At 70.6% G+C, this 19,469-nt stretch carries 21 protein-coding genes; 7 read left to right on the plus strand and 14 right to left on the minus strand.

Features of this window, described 5'->3' with window-relative positions:
• Window positions 1–5 precede the first annotated feature (5 nt).
• The 8 genes from COA17_RS13905 to COA17_RS13940 all read right to left on the minus strand — a co-directional run bounded on the left by COA17_RS13905 (window position 6) and on the right by COA17_RS13940 (window position 6,567).
• The gene (locus COA17_RS13905) at window positions 6–782 is read right to left on the minus strand and encodes a HesA/MoeB/ThiF family protein (protein WP_096613255.1); all 777 of its coding nucleotides are present in this window, start codon (window positions 780–782) and stop codon (window positions 6–8) included.
• Window positions 779–1,153 (minus strand): hypothetical protein, encoded by a 375-nt coding sequence (locus tag COA17_RS13910; RefSeq protein WP_066489869.1) that lies wholly within the window; start codon window positions 1,151–1,153, stop codon window positions 779–781. The genes COA17_RS13905 and COA17_RS13910 overlap by 4 nt, the downstream gene beginning before the upstream one ends.
• A complete protein-coding gene (dut, locus tag COA17_RS13915; protein WP_096613442.1) occupies window positions 1,150–1,596 on the minus strand; it encodes a dUTP diphosphatase in 447 nt (148 codons plus the stop codon). The genes COA17_RS13910 and dut overlap by 4 nt, the downstream gene beginning before the upstream one ends.
• Before the next feature lie 24 nt (window positions 1,597–1,620).
• A complete protein-coding gene (locus COA17_RS13920; protein ID WP_342746882.1) occupies window positions 1,621–2,010 on the minus strand; it encodes a VOC family protein in 390 nt (129 codons plus the stop codon).
• A 61-nt stretch (window positions 2,011–2,071) separates the two neighbouring features.
• Entirely contained in the window at window positions 2,072–3,259 is a 1,188-nt protein-coding gene (gene coaBC, locus COA17_RS13925) for a bifunctional phosphopantothenoylcysteine decarboxylase/phosphopantothenate--cysteine ligase CoaBC (protein WP_096613257.1), read from the minus strand.
• Window positions 3,256–4,287 carry a hypothetical protein gene (locus COA17_RS13930; RefSeq protein ID WP_096613259.1) on the minus strand — a complete coding sequence of 344 codons (1,032 nt, stop codon included), beginning with the start codon at window positions 4,285–4,287 and terminating at the stop codon, window positions 3,256–3,258. The genes coaBC and COA17_RS13930 overlap by 4 nt, the downstream gene beginning before the upstream one ends.
• Before the next feature lie 13 nt (window positions 4,288–4,300).
• Window positions 4,301–5,839, minus strand: a complete 1,539-nt coding sequence (gene ubiB / locus COA17_RS13935) for a 2-polyprenylphenol 6-hydroxylase (RefSeq protein WP_096613261.1) — start codon at window positions 5,837–5,839, stop codon at window positions 4,301–4,303.
• Window positions 5,836–6,567 carry a class I SAM-dependent methyltransferase gene (locus COA17_RS13940; protein ID WP_066489470.1) on the minus strand — a complete coding sequence of 244 codons (732 nt, stop codon included), beginning with the start codon at window positions 6,565–6,567 and terminating at the stop codon, window positions 5,836–5,838. Before COA17_RS13940 ends, ubiB begins: the two co-directional genes overlap by 4 nt.
• Window positions 6,568–6,613: 46 nt before the next feature.
• On the opposite strand from COA17_RS13940, the gene mutM reads away from it, so the two are divergent.
• The 3 genes from mutM to dnaA all read left to right on the plus strand — a co-directional run bounded on the left by mutM (window position 6,614) and on the right by dnaA (window position 9,664).
• Window positions 6,614–7,429, plus strand: coding sequence for a bifunctional DNA-formamidopyrimidine glycosylase/DNA-(apurinic or apyrimidinic site) lyase (mutM, locus tag COA17_RS13945; RefSeq protein WP_096613263.1), 816 nt, complete (start codon window positions 6,614–6,616; stop codon window positions 7,427–7,429).
• A gap of 97 nt (window positions 7,430–7,526) precedes the next feature.
• Window positions 7,527–7,790, plus strand: a complete 264-nt coding sequence (gene rpsT / locus COA17_RS13950) for a 30S ribosomal protein S20 (RefSeq protein WP_066489475.1) — start codon at window positions 7,527–7,529, stop codon at window positions 7,788–7,790.
• A 449-nt stretch (window positions 7,791–8,239) separates the two neighbouring features.
• Entirely contained in the window at window positions 8,240–9,664 is a 1,425-nt protein-coding gene (gene dnaA / locus COA17_RS13955) for a chromosomal replication initiator protein DnaA (RefSeq protein WP_096613265.1), read from the plus strand.
• A 16-nt stretch (window positions 9,665–9,680) separates the two neighbouring features.
• Here the strand turns inward: dnaA and COA17_RS13960 are convergent, their stop codons facing one another.
• From COA17_RS13960 to secB, 5 genes are all read right to left on the minus strand, one after another.
• On the minus strand, window positions 9,681–9,971 hold the full coding sequence (locus COA17_RS13960) for a PspC domain-containing protein (RefSeq protein ID WP_096613267.1): 291 nt from the start codon (window positions 9,969–9,971) through the stop codon (window positions 9,681–9,683).
• 187 nt (window positions 9,972–10,158) lie between these two features.
• Window positions 10,159–10,713 (minus strand): DUF922 domain-containing protein, encoded by a 555-nt coding sequence (locus tag COA17_RS13965; RefSeq protein WP_096613269.1) that lies wholly within the window; start codon window positions 10,711–10,713, stop codon window positions 10,159–10,161.
• A gap of 125 nt (window positions 10,714–10,838) precedes the next feature.
• Window positions 10,839–11,846, minus strand: coding sequence for a tryptophan--tRNA ligase (trpS, locus tag COA17_RS13970; protein ID WP_066489520.1), 1,008 nt, complete (start codon window positions 11,844–11,846; stop codon window positions 10,839–10,841).
• Between the two features lie 5 nt (window positions 11,847–11,851).
• On the minus strand, window positions 11,852–13,441 hold the full coding sequence (gene murJ / locus COA17_RS13975; protein ID WP_096613271.1) for a murein biosynthesis integral membrane protein MurJ: 1,590 nt from the start codon (window positions 13,439–13,441) through the stop codon (window positions 11,852–11,854).
• Window positions 13,442–13,468: 27 nt separating this feature from the next.
• On the minus strand, window positions 13,469–13,978 hold the full coding sequence (secB, locus tag COA17_RS13980) for a protein-export chaperone SecB (protein ID WP_066489488.1): 510 nt from the start codon (window positions 13,976–13,978) through the stop codon (window positions 13,469–13,471).
• Between the two features lie 157 nt (window positions 13,979–14,135).
• Here secB and COA17_RS13985 point away from each other — a divergent pair, with 157 nt between their 5' ends.
• From COA17_RS13985 to COA17_RS14000, 4 genes are all read left to right on the plus strand, one after another.
• The gene (locus tag COA17_RS13985; protein ID WP_141397107.1) at window positions 14,136–14,780 is read left to right on the plus strand and encodes a Tim44/TimA family putative adaptor protein; all 645 of its coding nucleotides are present in this window, start codon (window positions 14,136–14,138) and stop codon (window positions 14,778–14,780) included.
• 33 nt (window positions 14,781–14,813) lie between these two features.
• Window positions 14,814–16,130 carry a murein transglycosylase A gene (mltA, locus tag COA17_RS13990; protein ID WP_096613275.1) on the plus strand — a complete coding sequence of 439 codons (1,317 nt, stop codon included), beginning with the start codon at window positions 14,814–14,816 and terminating at the stop codon, window positions 16,128–16,130.
• Window positions 16,105–16,653: a Smr/MutS family protein gene (locus COA17_RS13995; RefSeq protein ID WP_096613446.1), complete on the plus strand. Its 549-nt coding sequence runs from the start codon at window positions 16,105–16,107 to the stop codon at window positions 16,651–16,653. The genes mltA and COA17_RS13995 overlap by 26 nt, the downstream gene beginning before the upstream one ends.
• A gap of 94 nt (window positions 16,654–16,747) precedes the next feature.
• Window positions 16,748–18,367: a putative bifunctional diguanylate cyclase/phosphodiesterase gene (locus tag COA17_RS14000; protein ID WP_176484924.1), complete on the plus strand. Its 1,620-nt coding sequence runs from the start codon at window positions 16,748–16,750 to the stop codon at window positions 18,365–18,367.
• Here the strand turns inward: COA17_RS14000 and dapE are convergent.
• A complete protein-coding gene (gene dapE, locus COA17_RS14005; protein WP_096613279.1) occupies window positions 18,342–19,466 on the minus strand; it encodes a succinyl-diaminopimelate desuccinylase in 1,125 nt (374 codons plus the stop codon). The genes COA17_RS14000 and dapE overlap by 26 nt on opposite strands.
• Window positions 19,467–19,469 lie beyond the last annotated feature (3 nt).

Raw genomic sequence — 19,469 nt, forward strand, 5'->3', positions numbered from 1 at the left:
CGCGGTCAGTCCGCCCCGCCGCCGCACGCGCGGCAGCCCGGATCCTTAGGCAGGGCCAGCGTGCGGAAGCGCAGCGACAGGAAGTCCAGCAACACCAGCCGCCCCGCGCCGTCCCCCCTGTCGTCGTCGCCGAACGGCACGATCTGGCGAATCGCCTCCAGCGCGGCGAGGCTGCCGAGGATGCCGGTGACCGGGCCGAGCACGCCTTCCTCGGCGCAGGTCAGCCCGTCGCGCGCGGGCGCGTCACCGACGAAGCAGCGGTAGCAGGGGCGCGCCGGCTCCCAGCCGCGGAACACGCCCAGCTGCCCCTCGAACCGGCCGACCGCAGCGGATACCAGCGGTACGTGCGCCGCCAGCGCGGCATCGGCGACCGCCAGCCGGGTGTCGAAATTGTCGCACCCGTCGATCACCACGTCGGCGTCGCGCAGCAGCGCGGGCGCGGTGGCGGCGTCGATGCGGACCGCGTGCGGTACCACCCGGACATGCGGGTTGAGGCGCGCCAGCGCGGCGGCGGCGGCGGCGACCTTCGCGGTGCCGGCGTCGGCGGTGCTGAACAATGTCTGGCGTTGCAGGTTGCTCGCCTCGACCCGGTCGTCGTCGATCACGGTCAGCTGCCCGATGCCGGCGGCGGCGAGATACTGGAGCACCGGCGATCCGATGCCGCCCGCGCCGATCACCACGACATGCGCGCGCTTCAGCCGCAATTGCCCGGCGCCGCCGATTTCCGGCAGGACGATATGCCGGGCGTAGCGCGCCAGTTCGTCGGCGGAAAACGCCGTCACCAGGCGAAGTCGACAGTGGTGCGATACCAGGTATCGGCGCCCGGCGCCCGCAGCGCGGTGCGGGTCAGGTTGAGCGCGATGCCGGAGGCATATTGTTCGACCGTGGCGCAGCCGATCGCCCGCGGCACGATGCGGCGCACCTGCCCGCCGGCGCCGACCAGCACCGCCAGATCGACCGACAGAGCGTAGCCGCGCGGCGTGGCCACCGCGGCGGCGCAGCGCCCGGCGGCGACTTCGTCCCGCACGAATTGCGACAGCGCCCGGGCGGGCGCGGCGGGGCGCTGGATCGGCAGCGGGGCCAGCCCGCTCCAGTCCCCCGGCGGATTGATCGCGGCGACCATCGCCGCCTGCGCGAGCAGGGCGCCGATCATCGGCCGGTCGACCCGAAACCACCCGCGCCGCGCGGCGTATCGTCCAGCGACGCGACCTCCGCCAGCGTCGCGCGCAGCACCGGCGCGGGCACCAGTTGCGCGATGCGTTCGCCGCGGACCACCGCGAACGGCTCGCTGCCCAGATTGGCGAGGATCACCTTCACTTCGCCGCGATAGTCGCTGTCGATCGTGCCGGGGGTGTTGAGGCAGGTGATGCCGTGCTTGAGCGCGAGGCCCGAGCGCGGGCGCACCTGCACCTCATAGCCATCGGGGATCGCCATCGCGAAACCCGTGGCGACCGCATGGCGCGCGCCGGGGGCGAGCGTCACGTCCTCCGCCGCCACCACGTCCATCCCCGCGGCCCCCGCGGTGGCATAAGCGGGAAGCGGCAGGCCAGCGCCATGGGGCAGGCGCCGGATCGCAATCGTCATCAATTGGGTCATCGCGCGCAATCTAGTGCACCATCATCACGTATTGAAGACGATCGCGAGTTTGTTGCCGTCGGGATCGCGGACATAGGCGGCATACCAGCCCGGGCCGTAATGCGCGCGCGGCCCCGGCGCGCCTTCGTCGTTGCCGCCGTGCGCCATGGCGGCGGCGTGGAAGGCATGGACCTGATCGGTGGAGGTGGCGGGGAAGCCCATCATCGTGCCGTTGCCGGCGGAGGCAGCGGCGCCATCGAAGGGCGCCGCCAGCCACAAGGTCAGTCCCGTGCCCGCGCCCCCCGCCGAATAGGCGCGCCAGCCGGGAAACTGCGCATGCGACGACCAGCCGATCGTCGCCAGCGTGGCATTGTAGAAGCGCGGCGCCGCATCGAGGTCATTCGTGCCGAGCGTGATATAGGGATCCATCGTCATCCTCCCGTCCTGTGCGGGTAGGATGCGACAAAAAAGAGAACATTAAAAGAACAAAAATGCCTTAGCGCAACGCGGCGGCGATCCGTTCCGCCAGCCGTGCCGCCACCTGATCCTTGGGAAGCCGTTCCCAGCTTTCGACGCCATCGGCGGTGATGAGGTGGACGGTATTGGCGTCGCCGCCCATCACGTCTCCCGACACGTCGTTGGCGACGATCCAGTCCGCGCCCTTGCGCGCGCGCTTGGCGGTGGCGTGGTCTACGACATGCTCGGTTTCCGCGGCGAAGCCGACCAGCAGCGCGGGGCGGCGCGGGCTGCGCGCCAGCGTGGCGAGGATGTCGACATTCTCCACCAGCCGCAGCGGGGCGGGCGGTTCGCCGGGGCGCTTCTTGATCTTCTGCCCGGCGGCATCCTCGGCGCGCCAGTCGGCGACCGCGGCGACCATCACCGCGGCATCGGCGGGCAGCGCGGCAGCGACCGCATTGGCCATGTCCTGCGCCGATTCGACGTCGATGCGATCGACCCCGGCGGGGGTGGGGAGCGGCACCGGCCCGGCCACCAGCGAGACGCGCGCGCCCAGCGCCGCCAGCGCCCCGGCGATCGCAAACCCCTGTTTCCCCGACGAGCGGTTGGCGATGTAGCGGACCGGGTCGATCGGCTCGTGCGTGGGGCCGGCCGTGACCAGGATGTGGCGCCCGGACAGCAGCTTGGCGGCGTTTCCTGCCAGCATCTGTTCGATGCGCGCGACGATCGCATCGGGTTCGGGCAGGCGGCCGGGGCCGAACTCGCCACAGGCCATCGCGCCCTCGTCCGGCTCCATCACCGTCACGCCGTCGGCGCGCAATTGCGCGACGTTGCGGCGGGTGGCCGGGTGCTGCCACATCCGCACGTTCATCGCCGGCGCCGCCAGCACCGGCTTGTCGGTGGCGAGCAGCAATGTGGTGGCCAGATCGTTCGCCAGCCCGCCGGCCATGCGCGCCAGCAGATCGGCGGTGGCGGGGGCGATGACGACCAGATCGGCCTGCCGGCTGAGCTGGATATGGCCCATCTCCGCCTCGTCCTTCAGATCCCACAGGGTGGTGAAGACCTGATCCTCGCTCAGCGCGGCGAGCGTCATCGGGGTGACGAAATGGCTGCCGCCCTCGGTCAGGACGCAGCGCACGGCATGGCCGCGGCGGCGCAGCGTGCGGACGATCTCGCACGATTTGTACGCGGCGATGCCGCCGCCGACGATCAGGAGGATACGGCTCATCGGGGGAACCTTGTCACGGTGAAGCGGCGTCTGTCGAGCGCGCCGCGATAGAGATCGGCCACCGCATCGGGTGCGAGCGCGAGACCGGGGGCGACCAGCAGCGCCGCCAGCGTCGCGGTGCCCGCGCCGAACAGCCCGTCGCACGCCACGCCCGCGGCAAGGATCGCCAGCACGCGCAGCCCCAACGGCCGCGACAGCGTGCCCCACCCGAGCGCGGCGAGCAGCAGCAGCGGCGCGGCGAGCGCGGCGGGGACGCCGGGCAGCGCGGCGGCGATCAGCCGCGCGGCGCCGTCGGCGGGCATCGTCGCCAGTTCCTGTGACGGTGGCAGGCCGAGCCGCCCCAGCGCGAACAGGTGCGCACCCAGGACAGCCAGCGCCAGCGCGGCGGCCGCGGCCCAGCCCGCCGCCTCGCGCCGCGACCCGTCGACCAGCGCGAGCAGCGCAAGGATCGCGGTGGCGAGGATCGCGGCGGGATCGACCATCGCGGCCAGCGCGCCGAGCGCGGCGGCGCCGACCCAGCGATCGGCGCGCCGCACCAGCACCGCCAGCGCGACCAGCAGCGCGGCCCAGCCGGCGTGCGGCGCATCGGTCCACAGCAACGCACCCGCGACCGCGCCGAGCGCCAGCAGCGCGATCGCCAGCGCCTGCGCGCCGCCGCGCGCGAACAGCGGGACGAGGCGCAACATGCCGATCCACAGCCAGCCGGTCAGCGCGGCCGCCAGCAGCAGCATCGTCGCCCAGCCGGGCAGCGACGAATCGAAGATCGCGAGCGCGGGCGGGAACAGCCCCAGCGGCCGCGCCGCGGGATCGGCGCGCAACAGATCGGCCAGCCCGTCGTAGAAACCGCTGGCGTAGCGCATCCCCGACAGCAGCGCGGCATAGAGCGGCTCGCCCGGCACATCGCCACGCGGCGCGGCGACGGCCGCCAGCAACAGCATGACGAGCAGCGCGAACAACGCCCAGCGCCGCTGGCGCGCGGGCAGCGCGGCCAGCCGCGTCGCCCCGGCCTGCCACAAGGGCGCGGTCATCTCGGCCCGCCCGTTACCGCCAGAGCGCGGCAAGCGCGCCGGCGACGCCCGCCGCGACCCCCAGCATCCCGACCAGCGCATAGCGCCAGCCGCCGCCGACGCGGACGACCTGGATATCGCGCAGCGGCGGGGCGGGGGGCGCGCCGCCGGGGGCGGGGAAGCGCGCCTCGATCCGGCGGACCAGATCGGGGAGCCGCGCGAGCGTGCGCACATCGGCGACGAGCCGGTCGGCGATCGCCGCTTCCGGCCCCAGTTCGGTGCGGATCCAGTCCTCCACCAGCGGCGCGGCGGTGACCCACAGGTTGATGTCGGGATCGAGCGCGGTCGCGACGCCCTCCACCATCACCATCGTCTTTTGCAGCAGCAGCAGGTGCGGCTGCGTCACCATGTCGAAATCGCGGGTGATGCCGAACAGCCCGTCCAGCATCATGCCGATCGACATGTCCTTGACCGGCAGGCCGCGCATCGGCTCCCCCACCGCCCGCAGCGCGGTGGCGAATTCCTCCACGCTGTGGTGCGCGGGGACATATTGCGCCTCGAAATGGATTTCGGCGACGCGGCGATAGTCGCCGGTGATGAGGCCGTACAGGATTTCCGCCAGCCACACCCGCGCGCGCCGGTCGATCCGCCCCATGATCCCGAAATCGATCGCGGCGACGCGGTTGCCCGGCAGCGCGAACAGATTGCCCTGGTGCATGTCGGCATGGAAGAAGCCGTCGGCGATCGCCTGTCGCAGGAAGGCGTGGACCAGCGTACGCGCAATCGCGGGCAGATCGTAGCCCGCGGCGACCAGCGCGGCGCGGTTCGACAGCTTGATCCCGTCGATCCATTCGATCGTCAGCACGCGGCCGGTGGTGCGCGCCCAGTCGACCGCGGGGACGACGAAGTCCGGCTCCGCCGTCATCGTCTCGGCCAGTTCGGACGCCGACGCGGCCTCGCGCGTGAAGTTCAGCTCGCGCGCGGTCCAGCGCTTGAACGTTTCGATGACCAGCCGCGGTTGCAGCCGGGCGATTTCTCCGCCCATCGGCTCCACCTGTGCCGCGGCCCATTCATAGGTGTCGATCGCGCGGGCGAAATCATCCTCGACGCCGGGGCGCAGCACCTTGACCGCGACGTGGCGGCCGTCGGTGGTGACCGCGCGGTGGACCTGCGCGATCGAGGCGGCGCCGACCGGCTGTTCGTCGATCTGCGCGAACAGGCTGTCGAGCGGGCGGCCGAAGCTTTGCTGCATCACCGCGCGAATCGCCTCGAACGGGACCGGCGGCACCGCATCCTGAAGGCGCAGCAGGTCGGTCGCCGCCGCCTCGCCGACGATGTCGGGGCGGGTGGCGAGCGTTTGACCCAGCTTGATCGCGGCCGGGCCCAGCGCCTCGAACGCATCGGCGTAGCGCGGCACGTCGGGAACGCGCGCGCCCAGCCGCGCCAGCCGCAGCAGCCGGCGCAGGTTGGCGGGCGTGTGCGGATCGCGCTCGATCCCGCGCAGCGCGCCGTGCCGCGCCAGCGTGCGGCCCCATTTCAGGAGCCGCCAGGTGTGGACGATCGGGGAGGTCAAATCTTCCAGCCGCTGTGGATCGCGACCAGCCCGCCCAGCATCGGTTCGACGCGCGTCTGCACGAACCCGGCGTCCTCGATCATCCGCTTGAACGTCGGCATGTCCGGGAAGCGGCGGATCGATTCGACCAGATAGCGATAGCTGTCGGCATCCTGCGCCAGCAGTTGCCCCAGCTTCGGCACCAGACGATGCGAATAGGCGTCGTAGACCTCCGCGAAGCCGGGCCACAGCGTGGTCGAGAATTCGAGGCAGAAGAACCGCCCGCCGCGTCGCAGGACACGGTGCGCCTCACGCAAGGCGGCGGGGATGTCGGTCACGTTGCGGATGCCGAACGCGATCGTATAGGCGTCGAAGAAGCGGTCGGGGAAGGTCAGCACCTCGGCATTCGCCTCGGTCCACACCAGCCCGTCGATGCCGCGCTGCTGCGCGCGGCCGATCCCGACCTCCAGCATCTCCGGGTTGATGTCCGCGACTGTCACCGACGCGCCGCTCGCCGCCAGTCGGAACGCGATGTCGCCGGTGCCGCCGGCCATGTCGAGGATCTGTTCGCCCTCGCGCGGCTTCACGCGGCGGACGAAGCGGTCCTTCCACAATCGGTGCATCCCGCCCGACATGGCATCGTTCATCACATCGTAGCGGCTGGCCACGCTGGAAAAGACGCCGCGGACGCGGGCGGTCTTTTCGACAGGGGAGACATCTTCGTAACCGAAGGACACGGTATCGCTCATGCGCCACGCTCTAGCGAGGCGCGGGCCGAGCGGCTAGGGGGCGGACATGCCGGAATTGCCAGAGGTGGAAACGACCGTGCGCGGGCTGGCCCCCGTGCTCGACGGGCAGGTGCTGACGCTGGTCGCGCCGCGGCGCGGCGACCTGCGCCGTCCGTTTCCGGCCGACCTGCGCCAGCGGCTGACCGGCGCGCGCGTGACCGGGCTGTCGCGGCGCGCCAAATACGGGCTGATCGCGACAGACCGCGACGATACGATGATCTTCCACCTGGGCATGTCGGGGCGGTGGCGCGTCGATCCGGCGGAGATCCTGCCGCACGATCACCTGCTGATCGAAACGGGCGCGGGGCGGCGGCTGGCGCTCAACGATCCGCGGCGGTTCGGATCGGTGGACCTGTCGCCGACCGCGCAGATGCCCGACTTTCCCGCGTTCGCCGCGCTGGGGCCCGAGCCGCTGGGCGCGGACTTCACCGCCGCGCATCTGGCGCGGGTGCTGGCGGGCAAGCGGGTGTCGATCAAGCTGGCGCTGCTGGACCAGCGGATCGTCGCCGGGCTGGGCAACATCTATGTCTGCGAGGCGCTGTACCACGCACGAATCGCGCCGCAGCGCGCCGCGGGCGAGATATCGCGCGCGCGGCTGGAACGGCTGGTCGTCTCGGTGCGCGACGTGCTGTTGTCGGCGATCGACGCGGGCGGATCGAGCCTGCGCGACTATGCGCGGCCCGATGGCGAACTGGGCTATTTCTCCAAGCAGTTCGCGGTCTACGGCCGGGAAGGCCAGTCGTGCGGATGCGGCGGGACGGTGGCGCGCTATGCGGAAGGGGGACGTTCCACCTTCTGGTGTCCGGCGTGCCAGAAACGTTGACGCGCGCCGCCAGTCTCGCTATGGGCGGCGCCTTCGAGGGCCAACGGGTCATCCGCTGCGCCCTTTTTCATCGTTTCGAACAGATCAGAGGACGTTCATGGCGAATACGCCGCAAGCCAAGAAGCGCATCCGTCGCAACGAGCGTCGGGCCGAAATCAACGGTATCCGTGTCGGCCGTATCCGCACCTTCGTGAAGAAGGTCGAAGCGGCGCTAGCGTCGGGTGACAAGGCGGCGGCGGCGACCGCGCTGCAGGCGGCCCAGCCGGAGCTGGCGCGCGGCGTGGCCAAGGGCGTGCTTCACAAGAACACCGCCTCGCGCAAGTTCGCGCGGCTGACCAAGCGCGTGTCCGCGCTGGCCTGATCCGTCATCACTGACGGTGGAAAACGCCCGCCGGGTTCGTCCCGGCGGGCGTTTTCGCGTGTGCGCGGCCCGCGCCGCCGGACGGTTGCGGCGACCCCGCGGCGGAACAAAATGCCACCGCTTCGAAAGCCCCGGAATTCTCGCGATTCGCGATCGGCCGCTTTCGCGCCACCTCAATATCGTCCAATGAAAACAAGTGGTTATCAGAAATTCGACGGATTTGTGCGGCTGATGACGAGTCAATGCGCTTTATTTCGTTTTTGTGTCCGCCAGCGGGCTTGATCGACTCACGCCGCTGTTCCTAATCCTGTGCTCCCGACGACGACCGTCGTTCTGGGAACAGGGTAACGTCTGATGACGACCGCGATGTATTCGCGGGCCGGGGGAAGATTGTTTTGTCGACGTGGGACGGCGCAGGCAGCGGGCTTGCGCCGGCGGAGGAGTAGTGCGTGGCGTCAGAGCGGGATCAGGATGGCGGGACGAGCGCATTGGCACAGGCATGGGCCTGCGTCCGCGCGAACCTGCGCCTGTCCGCCGGTGCGCGGCTGTTCGATCAGTGGCTGGCGCCGATCGCGCTGGTCGATGGCGCGGACACGCAGGACATCCGCCTGACGCTGCCGTCCGCGTTCATGACCACCTGGGTCAAGAGCCACTATGCTGACCGGCTGTTGCATGAATTCCGCGCGGTGCTGCCGGGCGTGCGCAGCGTAGAGATCGACACGGCGCCGCGCACGGCATCGGTGCAGGTGATCGCCGCCCCGGTGGCCGCATCCGCGCCCGTTCCCGCGCCGGTCGCGGTGGCGCCGGTCGCCGCCGCCCCGATCGTGCAGGACGCCGGCGAGGCGGGGGAGCGCCCGGCGCTCGACCCGCGGCTGACGTTCGACCGGTTCGTGGTCGACCCGTCGAACATGGTCGCGCTGAACGCCGCGCGCGCGCTGGCGCAGCCGGGGCCGGTGCGGTTCAGCCCGCTGTTCCTCCACGGCGGCACCGGGCAGGGCAAGACCCACCTGATGAACGCGATCGCGCACGATTTCCTGGCGTCGCACCTGAACGCGCGGGTGATGCTGATGTCGGCCGAGCGGTTCATGTTCGAATTCGTCGCGGCGATGCGCGCGCGCGACACGTTCGCGTTCAAGGCGCGGCTGCGCAGCTGCGACCTGCTGCTGATCGACGATCTGCAGTTCATCGCCGGCAAGGACGCGACGCAGGAGGAATTCTTCCACACCGTCAACGAGATCATGGCGGCGGGCAAGCGGCTGGTGATCGCCGCCGACCGCGCGCCACAGGCGCTGGACGGGGTCGAGCCGCGCATCCTCGGGCGGCTGTCGGCGGGGCTGGTTGCGGATATCCGCCCGTCCTCGCCCGAACTGCGCCGGGCGGTGCTGCTGCGCCGCATCGCCGATATGCCCGACGTTAAGGTGCCGGCCGAGGTGATCGAGATGCTGGCGTCGCGCATCACCAGCAGCATCCGCGAGCTGGAGGGAGCGCTGACCCGCGTCACCGCTTATGCGATGCTGACCGGCGAGACGATCGACATGGCGTTCGCGCAGGCGACGCTGGGCGACATGCTGCGCGGCGCGCAACGGCGCGTGACGATCGACCAGATCCAGAAGGCGGTCGCCGACCATTTCGAGATGAAGCCGCTGGACCTGGTATCGGCCCGCCGCGCCCGCGCGGTGGCGCGCCCGCGGCAGATCGCGATGTACCTGGCCAAGCGGCTGACCACCCGCTCGCTGCCCGAGATCGGCCGCAAGTTCGGCGGGCGCGACCATTCGACGGTGATCCATGCGGTGCGCCGGATCGAGGAATTGCGCGACACCGACCGCGACGTCGACGGCGCGGTGCGCGTCCTGCTGGGCCAGCTGGAAGGCTGACCCGGCACGGCGGCGCTCAGGCCGCCTGGCGGAATTCCGGGGCCGGCAGCGGCGCGGTTTCCACGACCGCGCCGGCGGTGACCGGTTCGGCTGCGCTCGCGCGGCGGCGCGAGGGCGCGATCAGGCGGCTGACCAGAACCAGCAGGCCGAGCGCGGCATAGGCCATCAGCACATGTTCGAGATCGAACAGCAGCGCCACCGCGAAGCCGATGCGGAGCCACAGCGGGTTGAACCCGAAATCCTCTCCCAGCGCGGCGCACACGCCGAACAGATGATCCTTGGGGGCCGGGTGGGTGGTGGCGGTCATGATGGCGAACTCCGTTGCTGCGCATCGCTAAGCAGGCGGCGTGCCAATTTCGTTAAGCTACGGAATCATAAGGCATCGTGCCCCGGCCCGCGGGAGCAACGGGTCGCCCGTAGGCGCGGCGCGCCAGATGTTGGCAAGCCACGCCGGTGCTCCGCGCCGGGTCGGTCGTCGCCGATGACCGCTCCGCTCAGCGCAACGGCGTGATGATATCCGCGCCGTGACGGGTCGCCTTGTCATAGGCGACGTCATGTTCACCGATCTTGCGCAGCGCTGCCATGCCGGCCTCGTTGATGCGGTCACATCCCGCGGCATTCAGCGCGTCGGCCACGTCGCCGCGATGATCCCAAGCGTAGCGGACGTGACCGTCCTCATGCGCCAGCAACGTCGCGCGGAACCGGTCAAACCGCTCGCGGACCCTGGCGGGCACGTCGGTGTTCGCAAGGCGGGGTACGGTGACTACCGCGGAGAAGACGATATCGTCGAGCGTCGCGCTGCAACGGCCGGTCGCATCCCGCCGCCAGCGCCAGCTGATGTTCCAGCGGGACAGGCCATCGACCCGCGTGCCGTCATTGGGATCGGTTGGGCGCGCGGCGTCGATCGACCGGCGGATCGCTGCGACGCTGCGACCGCTGACCGCATATTCCTCGATCCGCACATGGGGGACACCCTCGAACGCGGCAGTCGAGCCTTCGAGCGCCACGAGTGGGACGAGAAGGGTGGAAACGGCGAGGGCGATCTGCATCGCACCGCAGACTAGCCGCCGTGTCGGGGGAGGCAAGCCGGGCCGCGGCCGATCGCGACACCAGACCTGACGGCCTTTCCCTGCAACCCAGAACCGTCGCCAGGGATATCGACCGTCGCGCGGCCCTACACCAGCAGCCCCATCGCCTCCTGTGTGCGCCGCAGCATCGGGGCGGCGAGGGTTGCGGCCTTTTCCGCGCCGTCGCGCAGGATCGCGTCGATCGCGCTGCGATCCGCCAGCAGGCGCAGCATCTCGTCGCGGATCGGCGCGAGCTTCGCGACCGCCAGATCGGCGAGCGCGGGCTTGAACTGGCCGAAGCCCTTTCCGGCAAATTCGCCCAGCACGTCGTCGGGCGTGCGATCCGCCAGCGCGGCGAAGATGGTGACGAGGTTGCGCGCCTCGGCCCGGTCCGCCAGCTCCGCCATGGTGGCGGGGAGCAGGTCGGGGTCGGTCTTGGCCTTGCGGAACTTGTCGGCGATCGTGTCGTCCGAATCGACCAGCTTGACCAGCGACTGTTCGGACGGGTTCGACTTGGACATTTTCGCCGACGCATCGCGCAGCGACATGATCCGCGGCGCGGCGGCGCTGACCAGCGGTTCGGGCAGGGTGAACAGCTCGGTCGCATAGTCGTTGTTGAACTTCGTCGCGATATCGCGCGCCAGCTCCAGATGCTGTTTCTGGTCCTCGCCCACGGGCACATGCGTGGCGTTGTAGAGCAGCACGTCGGCGGCCATCAGGACCGGATAGTCGTACAGGCCGACGCTGGCGCCCTCGCGGTTCTTGCCCGCCTTGTCCTTGAACTGCGTCATGCGGTTCAGCCAGCCGACCCGCGCGACATTGTTGAGCAGCCACGACAGCTCGCTGTGCGCGGGCACGCGCGCCTGATTGAACAGGATCGAGCGCGCCGGGTCGATCCCGGCGGCGACCAGGGTCGCGGTCATCTCCACGCTATTCTCGCGCAGCTGATCGGGCGCGATCCATTCGGTCAGGCCGTGGAGGTCGGCGATGAAATACATCGTCTCGCCGCCCGACGACTGGATATCGTCCTGCATCGCCACCCACTGCTTCACCGCGCCCAGGTAGTTGCCGAGGTGAAGGTTGCCGGTCGGCTTGATACCGGAAACGACGCGCATGTTGGTCATCGGGACGTGGCTCTGCGACGAAGGAGGGAACGAAGGTCCGCCACGCGGAAGGCGCCGGTGGCGAAGCAGGCGAGGACATAGATGGCGACGCCCGCGCCGACCAGCCCCGTCAGCGCGAGGCCGCGCCGCACGAGCGCGCCGGTCAGGAACGGATCGACGAACGGCGTGACCAGCAGCAGCGACGCGCCCATCAGCAGCGCGGCGAGGATCAGCCGCGGCACCTTGCGTTTCACCTGCGGATCGAGCGCGAAATGCCCGCGGCGCGACAGGACGACGTACAGCGAGGCGACGTTGACCGTGGAGGCGAGCGCGGTCGCCAGCGGCGGGCCGATCTGCCCGATGTTCCAATGCGCCAGTGTCGGAATGAGGATGAGGTTGCCGACCAGGTTGATCGCCACCGACCAGAGCGCGAGGCGCACCGGCGTCTTCGTATCGGCGCGCGCGTAGAAGCCGGGGGTCAGCACCTTGACCAGCACGTAGCTGGGCAGCCCGATCGAGAAGGCGGCGAGCGCCTGCGCCGCGCGGGTGGTGTCGGCCGCGCCGAACGCACCGTGCTGGAACAGCCCGCGCACGATCGGTTCGGCGGCGAAGACGAACGCGGCGGTGGCGGGCAGGGTGAGGAACAGCGCCAGTTCCAGCCCGCGGTTCTGCGTCTCCATCGCCTCTGCCTCGCGGCCCTCCGACAGGAGGCGCGAGACGACCGGCAGCAGGATCGTGCCCAGCCCGATGCCGATCAGGCCGAGCGGCAACTGGTTGAGCCGGTCAGCATAATAGATCGCCGAGATCGATCCCGCCGACAGCAGCCCGCCGGCCAGCGCGGTGGAGATGGCGAGGTTGATCTGCGCCGCGCCCGCGCCGGTGGCGGCGGGCACGATCAGCTTGAGCATCTGCTTCACGTCGTCGTCGATGCGCGGGCGCCGCAGCCGCAGGCTGACCCCGGCGCGCCGGCACGCCCACCACAGCCAGGCGAGTTGCAGCACGCCGCCGACGGTGACCGAAACCGCCTGCGCCCGCGCGGTGGCATAGGGATCACCGCCGTGGAAGAAGATCAGCGCGCTCACCATCGCGACGTTGAGCAGGATCGGCGCGGCGGCATTGACCCAGAAACGGTGCAGCGAATTGAGGATCCCGCCTAGCAGCGAGACCAGCGAGATCAGCAAGAGATAGGGGATGGTGAAGCGCGACAGCATCACCGCGAAGGCGAATTGCTCCGCGCTGGGATGCTGGCGCTCGAACCCGCCGGACAGCGCCCAGGTGATCGGCCAGGCGGCGATCAGCATCGCGGCGGTGAAGATCAGCAGCACCGGCAGCAGCAGCGCCAGCGCGCGCTCCGCGAAATCGACCCCTGCCGCCGTCCCGCCGCCCTCGGCCACCTTGCGGTTGAACAGCGGGATGAACGCGGCGGAAAAGGCGCCCTCCGCGAACAGCGCGCGGAACATGTTGGGCAGGCGGAACGCGACGAAGAAGGCGTCGGATGCGAAGCCCGCACCGACATAGCTGGCCTGCAACGTATCGCGGACGAGCGCGAGCACGCGGCTGGCGAGCGTCAGCCCGCCGACCGAGCCCAGCGCCTTGACGAGGTTCATGCCGAGCGCCCGCCGCGACGATCGCGATCAGGCGTGGCCGACCTCGTCACCGAACTGGATGCCCTGGGCCTGCGCCTGCTGGAGGAACAAGGCGTTGAAGTCGATCGGCTCCAGCAGCAGCGGCGGGAAGCCGCCGTCGCGGATCGCATCGGCGACGACGCGGCGCGCGAAGGGGAACAGCAGGCGCGGCCCTTCGCCCAGCAGGAACGGCTGGACATGCTCGGCCGGCACGTTGCGCAGCCCGAACAGCCCGGCGTAGGACAGTTCGGCGATGAACGCGGTCTTCCCCGCGGAGGTGGCACGCACCTCGATCTTCAGCGTCACTTCGTGGACTTCGTCACCGACCTGCGCGGCGGCGATGTCGAACTGGACGTTGATTTCGGGCGGCTGCTGTTCCTGGAAGATCGCCGGGGCGTTCGGATTTTCGAACGACAGGTCCTTCACATATTGCGAGATCAGCCCGGCCGCCGGCGCGGTGTCGGCGCCGTTCGCCAGCGGTTCGCCGCCGGTGGCGTTCGGATAGCCCTGTTCGTCCATTTTTCGTCCCTTCGCATGGCGGCACGCCCGGTCCGGCGGGCGGCGCGTAAGTGACGGGCGGTTAGCAGCGCGACCGGCGGGATACAATGCGAGCGTCGATGATTTGAAAGTCGGCGCGCCGACGCCTATGTGATACGTCCAGCATAGTGGAGTTGCCGTGTTCTACGTTGTCGTACTCGCCATGGTCGCGGCCTTCCTGGCGCTGCGCCTGTATTCGGTGCTGGGAAAGCGCGGCGGGCACGAACAGCCCCTGCCGCGCGCCGCCGAGGAGCGGGTTGCCGCGCCGGTGATGCCGCGCCCCGTCGATGCCGCGCCCGACGTGCGCGAGCCGGCGGCGCGCCCGTTCGAGGGGGCGGCCGAAGCTGGGCTGCGCGCGATCGTACAGGCCGAGCCGGGGTTCGACGTGGCCCGCTTCGTCGAAGGGGCGAAGGGCGCGTACCGTATGGTGCTGGAGGCGTTCTGGCGCGGCGACGAACAGGCGCTGCGCACGCTGGTGACCGACGACGTCTTCGCCAGTTTCTCCCAGGCGATCGCCGAGCGGCGAGAGGCCGGGCATGTGTTGGACAACCGGCTGGTGACGATCGAACGGGCGGTGATCTCCGCCGCGTCGGTGCAGAACGGCGAGGCGCGGATCACGGTGCGGTTCGATGCGGACATCGCCGCGGTGACGCGCGATGGCGAGGGACAGGTGATCGCCGGTTCCACCAGCGACGCGATCGAAACCCATGACGAATGGACGTTCGTGCGCACGATGCGCAGTACCGATCCCAACTGGCTGCTCGCCGACACCGACGAGGCGTAGAACGACCCGCGGGCGCGGCGACAAGGGGGATCGATGACGAGAAGCGGGATGATCGCGCTGGCGGGGGCGCTGGCGCTGGGCGGTTGTGTCGGCGGCGGCACGCTGCCCGATACGACCGGGAACGCGCCCCCGCCGCACGCCGGCACGACCCGCCCCTGGACGCCATCGCATATCCCCGTCCGTCAGCCGATGCCTTCCGTCCCGCTTCCACCGGTGGCGGGCGGCGTGATTCCCGCGGCCGCGACCAACGCGGCGGCGGCGGGGCTGATGCGCGGTCCCGACGCGCTGAGTCTGCCGTTCGATTCGACGCAGGCGGCGGGGGCGCTGGCGGCGTTCCGCGTGAGCTGCCCCAGCCTGATCGTCCGCGCCGACACCTCCGGGCTGGCGAACGGGGCCGACTGGCAGCCGGCCTGCGCCGCCGCGGCGCAGACCGCGCCGCGCGATGCCGCCGCCTTCTTCCAGCGGTGGTTCGAGCCGGTGCAGGTCGGCGACGGCCGCGCCTTCGCCACCGGCTATTACATACCGGAGATCGCCGGGTCGCGCGAGTCGCGGCCCGGCTATGCGCCGATCTACGCGCGGCCGGACGACCTGATCGACGTCGATCTGGGGGCCTTTTCCCCGGCGCTGGCGGGCAAGTCGATCCGCGGGCGCGTGGCGGGACGCAAGCTGGTGCCCTATTACGATCGCACCGCGATCGAACAGGGCGCGCTGAACGGGCGCGCGCGCATCCTTGGCTATGCGGTCGATCCGGTCGAGCTGTTCTTCCTGCAGGTGCAGGGATCGGGGCTGGTGCGGATGCCGGACGGGTCGATCCTGCGCATCGGTTACGACAGCCAGAACGGCCGCGACTACACCGGCATCGGCGCGCTGATGAAGAGCCGCGGGCTGCTCCAGCCGGGGCAGACGTCGATGCAGGGGATCGTCGCCTGGCTGCACGCCCATCCCGAGGAAGGGCGCGCGATCATGCGCGAGAACAAGAGCTACGTGTTCTTCCGCGAACTGTCGGGCGCGCCGCTCGGGGCGCTGGGCCTGCCGGTCAGCGGCGGCGCCACCGTCGCCGCGGACCCGGCGTTCATTCCGCTGGGCGCGCCGGTGTTCCTGTCGATGGACCGCGCCGACGCCAATGGCGTGTGGATCGCGCAGGATACCGGCGGCGCGATCAAGGGCGCCAACCGCGTCGATACCTTCTGGGGCGCGGGCGAGGAGGCACGTGCGATCGCGGGCGGGATGAGCGCGCGCGGCACCGCTTTCGTGCTGCTGCCGATCGGCAGTTACGACCGCTGGCTGGCGCGCGGCGGCAGTGCGGCGGCAACCGGAGGCAGCGGTGGCGGGTCGACGCCTCGGCGCTGACGAGGAGGCGTTGTGGGCGCGGGTGCGCGCAACGGTGCGCGCCCTGCCGGGACGGCGTAGCGCCGAGTCGGCCACGGCGGCACCGCCGTCGCTGCCCGCACCACGGCCACCGCGCGTCGCGGCGCCGGCAACGGCGCCCGTCGCATCCTTTCCCACGCGCGCGCCCGGCCACACGCTGGACGGTGGCTGGGATCGGCGTCTTGCCAGCGGGGTGGTCGCGCCCGACCGGACGATCGATCTGCACGGCCACACGCTGTCGTCCGCCCATGCCGCGCTGGACCGCGGGGTGGCGCAGGCGATCGCACACGGCGACCGCGTGATCTTGCTGGTGACGGGGAAGCCGCCACGCCCCGACAGCCACCGCCCGCACGCGCGCGGCGCGATCCGCGCGTCGATCGAAGACTGGTTGCGGCTGTCGCGCCATGCCGGGGCGATCGCGGCGATCCGCAGCGCCCATCCCCGCCACGGCGGTTCGGGCGCGCTTTACGTCATTCTTCGCCGGCCGCGCGCGACCAACTCTTAACCTTTTGCTGTCAAACCCCTGCGCCACTGCCACGACGGTTGGTGACGAGGGGGCCGCGACATCAATGGCGATTGCCGGGCATAGAAAGCTGACATTGCTCGGCCTGGGAACGACGACCGCGCTCGTCTTGCCGCTGGTTGCGGCGATCGCAATGCCCGATCATCGGCTGGACCATATGCTGATCGCGACCCTGCCGTTCATGGCGGTCGGCTGGCTGGTGACGGTGTACTGGCTGGTGCGGGTGCGCAGCGGCATTTCGGCGGCGGTCGCGCGCGTGGAAACCGCGGCGGGCGGCGATCTGACGACGCCGATCCCGGCGGAGGCCGCGGCGATCACCCCGAAGCTGGCCTATGCGATCGATACGCTGTTCGCGCGGCTTCGCGACGATCTGTCGCAGGCCAACGACAGCGCGGCACGCGATCCGCTGACCGGGCTGGCGAGCCGTTCGCATTTCCTGCGCGAGGTCGACGAGATGATCGAGCGGATGCCAGGCGATGGCGGCGCGGCGCTGTTCTTCGTCGACCTCGATCGGTTCAAGGCGATCAACGACACGCGCGGCCATGCCTGCGGCGACCGACTGCTGGCGAAGGTGGCTGACCGGCTGCGCGCGATCACCTCCACCGTGTGCCCGGACGGATCGCTGATCGGGCGGCTGGCGGGCGACGAATTCACGCTGATGTGCCCCACGCTGGACGACGATGCGACCATCGACACGATCGGGCAGGCGATCCTGTCGACGCTGGAGGCGCCGTTCGCGATCGACGGCGCGTCGATCGCGGTGGGCGCGTCGGTTGGCGTGGCGCGCTATCCCGACCATGGCGCGACGTTGCGCGACCTGATGGCCGCGGCAGATGCGGCGATGTACCATTCGAAGGCGGGCGGGCGCGGGCGCGTGTCGCAATATGATGCGAAGCTGGCGTCCGAGCTGGACGACCGCAACCGGCTGGACCGCGAGTTGCGCGCCGCCGTCCGCCAGGAGCAGTTCGCGCTGGCGTTCCAGCCGCAGATCGCGCTGGCCGACGGCGCGCTGCTGGTGAGCGAGGCGCTGCTGCGCTGGCGCCACCCGACGCAGGGGCTGCGCCCGGCGGCCGAATTCCTGTCGCGTGCCGAGATCACCGGGCAGATGGGCGCGATCAGCGACTGGGTGGCTCACCATGCCGCCGACACCGCCGCGCGCTGGCACAGAGAGGGGCGGGCGGGGCGACTGGCGCTGAACGTCGGGCGTCAGCAGGTGGACGACACGGAATTCCTGACGCGGTTGATGGAAGCGTTCCTGGAGGCGCGCGCGCCGCTCGCGCGGCTGGAGGTGGAATTGCCCGAAAGCGTCGCCATGTCCTGTTCGCGTGCGGCGCTGGACATGCTCGCGACGTTGCGGCGCGCGGGGGCGCGGATCACGATCGACGATTTCGGGATCGGCGAATCGAACGTCCAGCGGCTGCGTGCGCTGCCGGTCGACCGAATCAAGCTGGACCGCGTGCTGGTGCGCGACGTGGCGGTCGATCATGGCGCGCGCACGATCCTGCACGCGCTGGTCGGGCTGGTCCATGGCCTGGGGTGCGACGCGGTGGCGGAAGGTGTGGAAACCGACGCGCAGATCGACGTGCTGCGCGTGATGGGGTGCGACGCGATCCAGGGCTATGCCGTGGCGCGCCCGATGGAGGACGAGGCGCTGGCGCGGTGGATCGGCGTCAACGCGGCGCGAGCGCGCGCGTGACGATGCCGGTGTAGATCCGGGTCAGCTGTTCCAGATCGGCGATCGCCACCGCCTCGTCCGCCTTGTGCATCGTGGCGTTGATGAGGCCGAATTCCACCACCGGGCACAGGGCGCGCAGGAAGCGCGCGTCGGACGTGCCGCCGGTGGTCGACAGATCGGGGACGCGGCCCGTTTCCGCCTCGATCGCGGCGGATACCAGCGCGGACAGCGCGCCCGGCTCGGTCAGGAACGCCTCACCCGAGATGCGCGGGGTGACGATCGCCTCGGGCGCGTGCGCACGGGCGATCGCGGCGATCCGTTCGGCCAGCGCCGCGCCGGTGTGCCGGTCGTTGAAGCGGATGCTGATCCGCGCGCCGGCGCGTGCCGGGATCACGTTGGTGGCCGGATTGCCGACGGTGATGTCGGTGATTTCCAGGTTCGACGGCTGGAACCAGTCGGTGCCGTCGTCCAGCACCAGCGCGTCCAGATCGCGCAGGATCGCCACGAGCCGCGGGATCGGATTGTCGGCCAGATGCGGGTAGGCGACATGCCCCTGGCGCCCGGGCACGTCGATCCAGATGTTGACCGATCCGCGCCGGCCGACCTTCACCATATCCCCCAGTGCGGCGACGCTGGTCGGTTCGCCGACGACGCACATGTCGGGGGCGATCGCGCGTGCACGCATCCGTTCGATCAGCGCGACGGTGCCGAACGTCGCCGGCCCTTCCTCGTCGCCCGTGATGATGAGGGTGAGGCGCCCGGTATCGGGGGCGTGCCGGATCGCGGCGACGAAGGCGGCGATCGCCCCTTTCATATCCACCGCGCCGCGCCCGTGAAGCAGCCCGCCGCGCACGTCGGGGACGAACGGCCCGGCGGTCCAGCCATCGCCCGGCGGGACCACGTCGACATGCCCGGCAAAGGCGAGGTGCGGGCCGGAATCGCCACGGGTGGCCAGCAGGTTCTCGACCGGGCCGTCCGGCGCCTCGCCCGCGACGAACCGCTCCACCGCGAAGCCGAGCGGGACGAGTGCCGCCTCCAGCACGTCGAACACACGGCCGCGTGCGGGCGTTACGCTGTCGGCGGCGATCAGATCGCTTGCCAATCGGACGACATCGATCATGTT

This window comes from Sphingomonas ginsenosidimutans (assembly GCF_002374835.1).
Taxonomy (GTDB): domain Bacteria; phylum Pseudomonadota; class Alphaproteobacteria; order Sphingomonadales; family Sphingomonadaceae; genus Sphingomonas; species Sphingomonas ginsenosidimutans.